Source organism: Ruminococcus sp. 5_1_39BFAA (assembly GCF_964240875.1).
Classification (GTDB): Bacteria; Bacillota; Clostridia; order Lachnospirales; family Lachnospiraceae; genus Blautia_A.
Map to the genome: position 1 here is coordinate 26,810 of NZ_CAXSVO010000033.1, position 11,176 is coordinate 37,985.

The 11,176-nt window shown below is 49.9% G+C and carries 10 protein-coding genes; 9 read left to right on the top strand and 1 reads right to left on the bottom strand.

Translation table 11 applies throughout. The features are described from left to right. The 7 genes from ACESZH_RS20880 (at nt 1) to ACESZH_RS20910 (ending at nt 5,079) form a co-directional block, all read left to right on the top strand. Nucleotides 1–1,296 carry an oligosaccharide flippase family protein gene (locus ACESZH_RS20880; RefSeq protein ID WP_373218861.1) on the top strand — a complete coding sequence of 432 codons (1,296 nt, stop codon included), beginning with the start codon at nt 1–3 and terminating at the stop codon, nt 1,294–1,296. Nucleotides 1,297–1,441: 145 nt separating this feature from the next. Continuing rightward, on the top strand, nt 1,442–1,639 hold the full coding sequence (locus tag ACESZH_RS20885; RefSeq protein ID WP_373218863.1) for a hypothetical protein: 198 nt from the start codon (nt 1,442–1,444) through the stop codon (nt 1,637–1,639). Then, complete coding sequence (locus tag ACESZH_RS20890) at nt 1,640–1,777, top strand: hypothetical protein (protein WP_373218865.1); 138 nt, start codon at nt 1,640–1,642, stop codon at nt 1,775–1,777. Between the two features lie 217 nt (nt 1,778–1,994). Next, on the top strand, nt 1,995–2,288 hold the full coding sequence (locus ACESZH_RS20895; protein ID WP_373218866.1) for a hypothetical protein: 294 nt from the start codon (nt 1,995–1,997) through the stop codon (nt 2,286–2,288). A gap of 423 nt (nt 2,289–2,711) precedes the next feature. Beyond that, entirely contained in the window at nt 2,712–3,320 is a 609-nt protein-coding gene (locus ACESZH_RS20900; RefSeq protein ID WP_373218867.1) for a restriction endonuclease subunit S, read from the top strand. Nucleotide 3,321: 1 nt separating this feature from the next. Then, entirely contained in the window at nt 3,322–4,827 is a 1,506-nt protein-coding gene (locus ACESZH_RS20905) for an N-6 DNA methylase (RefSeq protein ID WP_373218869.1), read from the top strand. Nucleotides 4,828–4,881: 54 nt separating this feature from the next. Next, on the top strand, nt 4,882–5,079 hold the full coding sequence (locus ACESZH_RS20910) for a hypothetical protein (RefSeq protein WP_373218870.1): 198 nt from the start codon (nt 4,882–4,884) through the stop codon (nt 5,077–5,079). A gap of 973 nt (nt 5,080–6,052) precedes the next feature. On the opposite strand, the gene ACESZH_RS20915 is transcribed toward ACESZH_RS20910, so the two are convergent. After that, nucleotides 6,053–6,466: a helix-turn-helix domain-containing protein gene (locus ACESZH_RS20915; protein WP_373218871.1), complete on the bottom strand. Its 414-nt coding sequence runs from the start codon at nt 6,464–6,466 to the stop codon at nt 6,053–6,055. Nucleotides 6,467–6,909: 443 nt separating this feature from the next. Between ACESZH_RS20915 and ACESZH_RS20920 the strand changes: the two genes are divergently transcribed. Both ACESZH_RS20920 and ACESZH_RS20925 read left to right on the top strand, forming a co-directional pair. Then, a complete protein-coding gene (locus ACESZH_RS20920; protein WP_373219968.1) occupies nt 6,910–10,656 on the top strand; it encodes a recombinase family protein in 3,747 nt (1,248 codons plus the stop codon). A 281-nt stretch (nt 10,657–10,937) separates the two neighbouring features. Continuing rightward, nucleotides 10,938–11,117 (top strand): hypothetical protein, encoded by a 180-nt coding sequence (locus tag ACESZH_RS20925; RefSeq protein ID WP_373218873.1) that lies wholly within the window; start codon nt 10,938–10,940, stop codon nt 11,115–11,117. Nucleotides 11,118–11,176 lie beyond the last annotated feature (59 nt).

The window sequence follows — 11,176 nt, forward strand, 5'->3', positions numbered from 1 at the left end:
ATGACGGGTATCATCGTGAAAAAGCTGCACCAGCTTTGGCAGCCGCTCAAAAAGGGAATCCTGCACGTCTTTACGGCCAGCGTCCTCAATAAAATGATCGCCATGCTGAGCAGTATGGTTTTGACCCGAATGCTCGTGCAAAGCCAGTATGGTGTTTTAAGCTATGCCGGGAATGTATATTCCTATGCAGCTTTGTTTATGGGCTTTGGGCTGGCAGTGGGAGCGATGCAGTTTGGCACGGAAAACCGGGACAGGCCGGAGGAAAACAGCTTCTACCGGTACTGTGCCAAAGCCGGAACGCTGGTCAATTTCGTGATCATTGCGCTGCTGTCCCTTCTCTTCCTGCACCGGGAGCTGCCCATTGCCCAAGCCAAAAAATACGTTTATCTTTATCTTCCGCTCCTCTTAACGGGGTATCTGAACCAGCTTTTCCTGCTGATTCTTCGAAGCCAGAAGCGCTTCAAGACCTATGCCAGGCTGCTGACCGCACAGACGATTTTCACTGCCGTTGGTACTTGTATTGGGGCAATCTGGGGCATAAACGGCGTATTTGCAGCAAAATATGTGGTGTCCCTTGTGACGCTATTTACCATTGGCTGGCTGATGCGGGAGACTTTGCGGGAAGTGATTCATGGGGGAAAACTGAATTCCCGGCAGAAGAAAGAGCTCTGGCGCTATAGTATCCTGAATAATGTAAGCAGCACCCTAAACCGCTTCTTGCTTTTAGTCGACCTGTCCATGGTTGCGGCGTTGATGGCTTCCGCCGAAGCAATCGCCGTTTATAAGGTGGCGACGTTGATCCCCAATGCTCTGTCCTTTATTCCCCAGAGTGTTGTGATTTGTGTGGTGCCGGACATTATTGCCCATAATAAAAACAGCACTTGGCTGAAGGATACGTTTCGGAAAACCTTCAGCGGGATGCTGTTGTTTAATCTGTTTATCAGCTTATGTCTGATCCTGGGTGCGCCGTGGATCATCCAGATCGTCGCGGGGAAGCAGTACCTCGCCGCGGTGGGACCCTTCAGGATTCTGGTTGCAGGGTATTGTGTTGCGGGAACGTTCCGCTCTTTAAGTGTTAATTTCCTTGCGGCATTAAAAGCGGTCAAAGGAAATGCAATATGCAGTTTGATCACCTGCATGACGGATGTTGTGCTGAATTTTCTGCTGATTCCTCGGTATGGAATGATGGGAGCCGCTTGTGCCACCTTTTTGGCTGAATTAACTGCGAGCCTTATTACATTTGGCTGCCTGATGTATACGCTGCGGCGATTAAGTGTAAAGGCTCACGAAAAATGAGAAACAGTCGCCCTGTTGGAAATCAAGGGTCCTGCTTGCGAAAAGCGCAAAGGTGAGCTAATACTAAAACCCAATAAAATCATTCAATTTTATTGGGTTTTAGTATTATATATCTCTGATTTCCACGATTCTCTGGTTTCTCTTCATGACATACCTGTCCCATCAGGACGGTGAACACACCGGCCGGGCAAGCCGGGAGCTGGCAGAGCATCTTCGTTTTCTCGATAATGATATCAATGACCTAAACGGAAAGCTGCGGCGGGCGGCACACATTGTCGTGTTCGCAGTGTTTACGTTCCTGCTGGGTCTGACGCTTAAGATTAGCGGGGTATCATTGGAATGAATGTTAATCGCTGCTGTGTGGAGCTATGTGGATGAGGCCACAAAGCCGTGGATACAGGGGCGGCATTTCTCGTGGTTTGATGTAGGGCTGAATCTGATTGGAACCTTCATCGGCGGGGCTGTGGTTTTGATTTTGTGAGGATGAGAAGTATCAGGACGAAGAAGGAAAAAACTTAAAGATTTCACTTGCTATGTGCAGAAATAGACGGTAATATCCCTCATAACTGGGAATCGGAATCCAAAAGCACCCGGTTAGAAGGGAAGGTAGCATTATTACTGAGAACGAGGCATTAAGGAACCTGAAACAAATTCTGGAGAAATACATCAACACTACACCGCCGAAGTATTACCCTCCGGTGGAAAGTTTACTTGACCTGATCTATGAGACATACACAGAGAACAATACCGCCGCGCCGAAGACTACAGCGGCGGGGAGAGCAGCGAGGGCGCGAGATAAGGAGTTTGAATCGTGGCTCAGAGGACTGGAGGGCGCGGATAGGCTGGTAGAGGACTGCGTTGGAGGTAAGATCCCTCTCTGGGAGGATATTATGGTCAGGCAGGGAAGCGTGTGCTGTGCCTGGGAGAAAAGCGCATTTGAGGAGGGGATGAAAGTCGGGATACGGCTGATGATGGAGGCGTATAGTTTGTAACGAAAAAAAGAATTGTAACGAGAATAAGAGATAGAAAAACCTGTGGTCGATACTGAGTTCCAGTTCGATAGCCACAGGTTATTTTTATTCATCATCATCTGCTCTAGCAAGGAGCAGGTCGGGATTTTCGTGGAACACAGTCTTCCCACAATCGGGGCAGCGGTCGGGCAAAGAGGTGCCTTCAAAGCAGTAGTGGCAGGCATCGCAGTAATAGAAATTCAAGTATGTTCACCTCGCAGCTTTTCTGTCTTTAGGTGGGAAAGGGAAAGTGAGGAATTGCAGGGCGATTATCGAAACAGAGAAAAAATGTACATCGAAAACATGACAACCATATTGACAAATGGCGGTGGCTTGTATATAATATGTACATTCAATACATGACGAGAGTGACATCGAATGAATGACAAGGAGAGGCGGCAATAAATGGTGTATGAGATTGGATGTTTGGACTGTCAGGTGGCGAGTGGTACCGTCATTAGCCGTATTGCAGTTAAGGACGCAAAGCCGGATGATGTAGAGTTATTTGAGGAGAAGGTATTGCTGCCTAAGGCCCTGGATGGCGGCATTATAAAAGAAGAGTTAGGCTCGGTTGTTGTCTCCCGAAAACAGATGCAAAGCGGGAGGGTTATGATAACAGAGAAGGGCGATGTGGTGATAAAACTCACAACACCTTATGATACCGCGTATGTGTCGGAAAAAGATGCGGGAATCATTATTTCCTCGCATTGTGCCGTGATTCGTGGGCTGAACCCCGATGAGGTGGATAGCAGATATTTATCCTATGTTCTTAGTAGTCCTTATGGGAAGGATACGCTAAGCTCCATGACCAACGGGGCGGCAACTGCAATGTTGAAAGTCAGAGATATAATCTCGATCCCTATTCCAATGGTGTCTATGGAGGAGCAAAAATACCTCGGTGATCTTTATGAATTGTCCTGTAGGAAGAGAGCCGTATTACGAGGAATACAGATCAACGAACGGAAGGTTATGGACAGCCTGATTATGGACGCAATTGAGAAGGAGATAGATTAAGATGAATTTCTACGAAAGGGTATATGATATAACAAAGGATGATAATCAGGCAATAGAGGCAGCAAAGGCGTTCCAGGAAATATTCCGGCTGCAGAAGACGTGGAAGTATCGAATGGTATCTCCCGGAGGAATGCTGCCGGGGTTATTGATGCCTCTGCTTCCAAAATTCGTCCTGGACAATAAAGAAGAATTTGAAATTCCAGAGGACCTCGCAAGCGGAATAGATGATTTGATGAGAGGATATGGACGAAAGGAATCGGGGTTCATCATAGCCATCATGAACCGGTTTATCTCTTATCTGGATCACTGGATGGGGTTACAGAACAGGTTGATTGCCAGCATATATATGCAGCAGGAGGGAGATAATTTCTTTTCGTTTCTGAACGAATCCTTCTGCATCCTGAGCAGATTGGATCTGAATATGCATCGCCACCCATACGCAGCCTATGAGGCGCTTTTGGAGGTGATAGAGGATATTACCAGATATGAAGGCAGAAAAAGTGGTGAGCTAATTTCCGAGCGGAGCGTCAGTAATTTGATGTGTGAGCTTGCGGATATAAGAGATGGGGACCTTGTATACGATGGTGCCTGCGGCTATGGTATATCCATGAGTTTGGCAGTGGCGGCGATGGATGCGGTTCCTTATATGCAGGATTATTCCAGTGACTGTACTGCAGTGGCATCAATTCTAATGCTGTTCGCAGGAAAGAGGGATGCTGTGATTCATTGTGGAGATACCACAGTGAAGCCGCTAACAGCAGAAGCTGACCTATATTTTGATCGTTTTATTACACATCCTCCATTTCTTAATTACAGCACTGAAGAAGAACAGCATTCTGGATATGAAGGAAGCCGAGATTTCCTTTACTCCGGTAAGGTGCCGCCCAATGACCGATGGCTTTTTGTACGGAATGCATTGGCCCGACTAAAGGAGGACGGAGTTGGGGTTGCGCTCGTTCCAATCAGTGTCTTAAGCCGCGAGTCAGATGCTTATGCTTCGACCAGAAAATTCCTTGTGTGGGACGGTTTTATTGATTCGGTAATTGAATTGCCAACTGGGGTTGTGGGGAGCATCAATACCAAATGGTCGATTGTGGTATTCCGAAAAGATGGACAGCGAAAATCTATCTACATGCTGGACTTGAGCCGGAAGAATGTATACTCGAATTTTGAAAAAGAAGACGCAATGCTGGTATTGCGAGAAGATGCGATTGATGAAATTGTTTCCTTCGTGAAGGAGCACACAGAAATTAACGGTATGGCGAGAATGGTATCGCGGGACGAGATTATGCAGAAACACTATCGCCTAAGCATTGGAAGTTATATAGTAGCGACCACAAATAGAGAAGCTGCTGTGGCAAATAGCGTTGAACTTTGGGAGGAAAGAGAACGCTTGGAGAACGAATACGAGCGCATCAATTTTGAATTTGAAGAATCAGTACAAAGATACAACGCATGGCTCAATCAAAACTCTATCGAGGATGAGGAAGGGCTGGATGAGGACTGAGCTTTCTGGGCAGGGAGCTTTCAGGTCTCTACAAAGAAAATGGGAGGGTAGCGAATGAGGACAAAGAAGAACAATGAGATTCGCACTGCCAAGGAAGAAATAATGGTCGGCATAAAAACCACGGATCACAAAACCGGAACACCTGTGGCATTGATCAAAGGGAAAGGTGACAAGTATGACACATTCAGCGTGCAGGAATTTGCCGAGGCCCTCTATGGGAAGGGAGTAAAGGTTACGATTCACACTGCATAAAAGGAGGAAAACAGACCGACACCGCACTGAAAACGGTGCAAACAGCGTAGCCGGTCGTTCACGCACATCGAGCTTTCCGATAGGACAAGATTCCTTACAATACGAGATAAGCCGGAGCGGATAGAAGCAATATGGTATCACAATACCCAGGATTACTGGGTTGGGAGAACCATGGGCTTTTATCTGCTCCGGCTTTTTGATTCTTATTTTGCAATTTTGTTTGATCCGTATTGTGGAAGCTCCGCACCTGCTGGCTGCTGAAGAAAGCTCATGGTGACTTTTTGCCGGGCTCTTTTTGTTACTCAAATCGATGCCCTTCGGCAAAATATATAAATCACGGCGCTGTTTCTTATACATTTGACAAAATCTTCCACCACCTATTTACAAATTATAGCGTAGATGCTATATTAAAAGATACCACTTGAGTTTGTGGGATTGTAAATAGAATAGAGATTTTGTAAATAGGAGGTGTACAAGAGGATAGTTTAGTTCCGCCTTGTGAGGCCGGTAGATGATTACGGCTAAGACGGGACTGCGCAAAGTATTACATAGTCTACAGAGATATATTTTTCAGAGAACAGTACATACGAAAAAACGTAAAAAACTTCATTCTGAAAATAGATGTAGATATGATATGTGGTCGAAGTGCGCGCGTTTGTAGGAAAAACGCAAACTGTCAGCTTGGTACACGCCGGTGAACAAATCGATATGATTTGAGACCGGAGCAAATGTGAAACAAGTGTCGGCGTAAAAGCGACTTGTAACGTATTTGCTCCGGTCTTATTTATTCCACGGCAGAGGACAAAACGATTCTAATTCACAAACGAGGAAGCCTGCAAATAAAAAGTCAAGCCCCTAAAAGAAAAAAGTCCTCCAAAAATATGGAGGACAAAGGGGAGGGGAAGGAAAGCACAGCAAACAGGCCGGAGCAGAAACAAAAGCGCCAGCCACAAACAAGAAAAAACAGAAGGCGTCACCTCTCAGGCATCAACGTAGCATAGCGAAAGCAATCCCAGTTGAGCTTCTGACCACAGCGATCACAAAAAGATTGGTATTCGCGCTCCAGATTGCAATGACAGCGGGGACAAACCGGAAAGGTCACGTAGGAATGATTGAGAGAAATATGCTGTCGGAAGTGCGTGACCTGCTGGGGAAAACGGTAAGAGAGTTCTTCATCCGTAGTGGAAAACCCCAGCAGTTCGTTGGGGGTTCGGTTGAATGCAGCACAGATCTTTTCCAGAGTATTGACGGTCGGAGATGCCTTACCGCGGACGATGGATCCGAAATGTCTTGGGCTAAGATCGCAGAGTTCCGAAGCGGTTTCGTAGGTGAAGTTACGGCTGTCGCAGATGCTGAGAACGGAGGAAGAAAGTTCCTTGGAGAACATGGTGAGCCCTCGCCTTCTGTATTAGGATATACAGTCAGCGTAGAGGTAGCATGCTTCTACATCAAGGAAGGATCGTGCCTAAACTCTTCCAGAGCAAAGGAAACGGGGAGACGAGTTGCACAGCTGTCAGCTTTTATCAAGGATAAACGGCTTCGCCGCGCCATAGGCGTCCTTGACAGAAGCTGCCATCCGTGCAGGCAGGCACACAAGAGGTGGTATAACCACCTCCGTCAATCAGAGATGACCATAATGAGGAGCCTATTCATCAGGATGAAGTCTCTCTCGAAAATGAGGAATCTGCTGCAGCTTCTTTTTTACCCCAAACTCAAGCGCACGGCGGCAAGTCTACCCAACAAAAACCAGAGGATGTTAAGTCGCATTCTTCACAGGACATAGACCCCGGACTGGCGTTGCTGATCCAGAAAGCGATGGCGGCACGGGCGATGGTGGCAGAGCAGAAGGATGTGGCGCTGAGCATCCAGGCACCATTGGATAGTGAATTCGAGGCGGTTTTCCGACAGGAGAATCCGAATGACCAGGGTTTCATCTCCACGGCAACCTTCCGGGCTACGAAGCAGAAGCAGGGAAGATTGAATGTGGCGGCGTATATCCGCGTGTCAACAGACTCGACCGACCAGGAGTATTCCTATGAAACCCAGGAACGCTATTTCAATCAGCTCATCGAGAACCACCCGGACTGGAACGCCGTCGGCGTCTATTCCGACTACGGGATCTCCGGCACCAGTAGCGATAAGCGGACGGGGTTCAAGCGCCTCATGCGGCACTGCGGGGAGGGCAAGATTGATCGGGTGGTGTGCAAGTCCATTTCACGGTTTGCCAGAAACACCACGGATTTCATGACCGCGCTGCGTACTTTGCGGGAGAACAATACCACCATTCTTTTTGAGAAAGAAAATCTGGATACCGCCGACCCGACCAGCGAGTTCATCCTTACGACCCTCGGTGCGATTGCACAGGAGGAGAGCCGCAGCATTTCCGGCAACCTCACCCTCGGAAATAAGATGCGCTTCAAGCGTGGTGATGTCCGAAATGAGGTCATCTACGGCTACCGGTACAACGGAGAGATGGTCACGTGCGCAAGCGGATACCAGTACAAGGACGTGGAAATCGTCGAGGAGGAAGCCGAGATTGTCAGGCGCATCTTCCGTGAGGTGGCAGATGGAGCGGCCTATGTGGAGATTGCAAGGAAACTGAATCAGGAGCAGATTCCTGCACCGGACAGCTCCATTGCAAGAAAGCGCAGACAGAACTCCAAAAAGGGGCAGCTCAACAGCCATCTGGATGATGGCTGGACTTCCGGCCGCATTTCCGCCATCGTCCGAAATGAACGGTATGTGGGGGATGTCCTCGCACAGAAAACCTACACGACCGATTATCTGACGCATCAGGTGCGCCAGAACAAAGGTGAAGTGCAGCAGTATCGCATTCAGGACCATCACGTTGCGATTGTGGACAGGGAGCTTTTCGATGAGGCCCAGAAAGCAGTCCGCTACAATTCAGCGGCGCATAATACCGCAGGCAAGAAAACGGTTCATGCTTTCTCCGGCAGGTTGATTTGCGGGGAGTGCGGCAGGTATTTCAACATCCGCAATGCGCAGAGCAACCCCATCTGGTTCTGCCCGTCTACGGCACGGAGGAACGGAAAGACCATCTGCCATGCGGAAAAGGTCTACGAGGAGCAGATCATCCGTGTGGTTCGCCGGGCGGTAATCGAGCGGTTTGAACTGACAGTTCAGCCGATACAGGATGACGTGAAGGTTGCAGACATTCTCAGCGGCAGATTTGCCGAGACCGAGGGGGTCTTCAGCAGCGAGGCAGACAGCTTTGTGGTGCAGATGCTGGCGAGGCTGGAAAATATCCAGCGGCTGGATTTCATGGAGCGTGACCGAACCTTTTACAAAAGGCAAATCACAGCCCTTTTCACCAGCGTGGAGACCGCACGGAAGAGAGTGCGGCTCCTGCAGAGCCAGAAGGACGCTTTGGAGACCAGACGGTTCCTGCTGGGAGACATGACGGTGGAGGAAGCATCCATCACGGAGAAGGAGAAGCAGATTTCTGACCTCAAAGCCAGAATCGAGAGGGACGAGGCAGAAGGAAAGAAGCACCGCATGATGGAGGACGCCAAAGCGGGGAAGCTGGACTACATCGTTTCCAAGTCCATCTCCCGCTTTGCCCGTAACACGGTCGATACGCTGACCTGCATCCGGGAGCTTCGACAGCTCACCCCACCGGTCGGCGTCTATTTTGAAAAAGAGAACATCGATACGCTGGACGCCAAGGGCGAGCTGATTCTGACCATCCTGTCCGCTCTGGCGCAGGACGAGAGCCGCTCCATTTCCGACAATATCCGCTGGACGTTCCAGAAGAAATTCCAGGCGGGCAAGCCCCAGCTCAACCTCAAGCGGATGCTGGGTTACGACTCGGGGCCGAACGGCGAGTGGATCATCAACCCGGAGCAGGCGGAAATCGTCCGGTACATCTTCGAGCGGTTTGTCTGCGGGCAGTCCGCCAACAAAATCGCAGAAGAACTCAACCAGCTGGGCAAAACCACGGTCAACGGGAAAAAGTGGATTGCCGGCGGTGTGCTGACGGTTCTGCGGAACGAGAAGTATGTGGGCGACATTGAAATGCAGAAGACCATCACCAAGGACTTCCTGACGCACCGCTCGACCATCAATAAGGGTGAAGCGCCGAGGTACTATATCGAGAACCACCATGTGGGCATCATTGACCGCATCACCTGGGACAAGGTACAGGCCATGCTGTATGAGAAGCCGAGGAAAAGCGGTGACAGCGATGCCGGAAAGAAGAAAACCCAATCGGTCAAAGGCTCCCCCTTCGTGAACCTCCGCTGCGGAGCGGTGCTGGAGACCGGACCGGATGCGGGAAGCCGCTGCGGAGAGGGCTTCTTCCGATGTACCTATACCAATGTCGCAAACGGCTACACCGACGAGAGAAGCCTCGTCGCCTGCCGCAAGGAGCTGGAAGCCGAGGGTATCAGCGTATCCGACTACCTCGAAAAGTATACCTACGCTTACCCGATCTGGCGGTGCAAGCGTAAGGCGGGGGAACGTGAGGGAGCGCCGAGACTGAACGGTACCGCTGACCAGAAGAAGCATTGCAGGGACAAGCGGGGCTGCCTTTCGGATGCGGAGAGGGAAGCGGCAAATGAACGCTGCCCCTCAGAGAACTACCATGAGTGCGCGATAGAGCAGAGCTTTATGGAGATGCTCTACAAGCTGAAGCGTGACTATGACGCGAACGGCGAGGGCTCCTTCATCTGCATAGCCTTCAAAGAAGCCTACGACAAGACCTTCCACCGTGTCAAGGGCAGCAGCGTTTCTGTCCAGAGGATGGAGGCACTGGAGGGCCAAATCAAGGAGCTGGAGAAGAAATTGCAGGAGGCCATTGGCCGGCAGGTCACAGCAATGCGGGAGGCGGCGCTGGAGCAGAACGCAGAGCTGAATGAAGCGATTGCCAGAGGTGAGATTTCCATCGATGACATCGAGCTGGACATCCGCAACGGCCTAAAGGCAAATACCATCGGCACGAGCTTCTACAATGTGCAGGAGGAAGAAGGCTCCGAGGTGGAAATCTACCACCAGCTCTCCAACGATATCCGGCAGCGCATCGAGAGCCTGCGCAGGGAAAAAGCGACGCTGGAGAAGGAACAGGGTGTGCTGGGCATTATGAAAAAGAACTACGAGTTCTTCCTCGCCTGCCTGAAGGAGCTTCCCGAAACCAATCCGGCAGGGATGCCGCTGAAGGTCAATGGCTTGGACGTGCAGGGCAGCCTTTTTCGGAATGCGGACGGCACTGCCATTGAGGGTGCCAATTCCAGCTTCCGCAAAGGGCAATGGAGGATGACCCCGGAAAGGCTGGAACAGTCGCCCGACCTCCTGCATTTTGAAAAGGGCATCTACTGCGCTTTCATTGAGACCGGCCTTGCCAAAGGAGACGAAATTGAGTACAAGACCAACTTTGGCGTGACACTGACCAGCCACGGAAACCGCAGGACGATGACCAGCTTCCTGGGATTCAAGAAAGGGAACCATGACGGCACGATAACGCTGGTGGACGCGCCGTACCGCGTGTACGACAACAGCATCCAGTATCGCCGCTATATGAAGAAGCGGGCAAAGGACAGGCTGGAAGCTGAGACGGCGTGAGAGTGAAGTGATATATAGCCCCCATCGGGTATGATGAACACAGACAGCACTGTGAGAATTCAGCCCGGTGGGGGCTTTTTTGCTTGCGGAACTGAGATGATTCGCTTACCGGTCTGAAAAATACTCTTACCGGTCTGAGAAATTTTTCTGAACCATTGCTATGTGCAAGAAATTGTTATATGTTGTGGTTGACCGGGAAAACACATAGTTTGGAGCTAAACAAAACTTGGAGCTAAACAAAGCCCGGAGGTATACACAATTCAAAAAGGAGATTACAGAATATGAAAGACCTGAAATGGCTATCAGTAGAGGATTATGACAACTCTCCGCTGGAGCTGACGGTAATCAGCTGCATGAAGGGCTATCTCCGTAGGATGGAGCCAGAGGACGCGCTTCGGCGTCTGTCTGAGATCATCAAGCCAAAGGTGGTCAGTCTGAATGAATGTTGGACAGCGAATTGAGAGAGACGCAAACGGCAAATTATTTTTCCGCTTTTCAAATAATCGACCGCGCAGTCTGG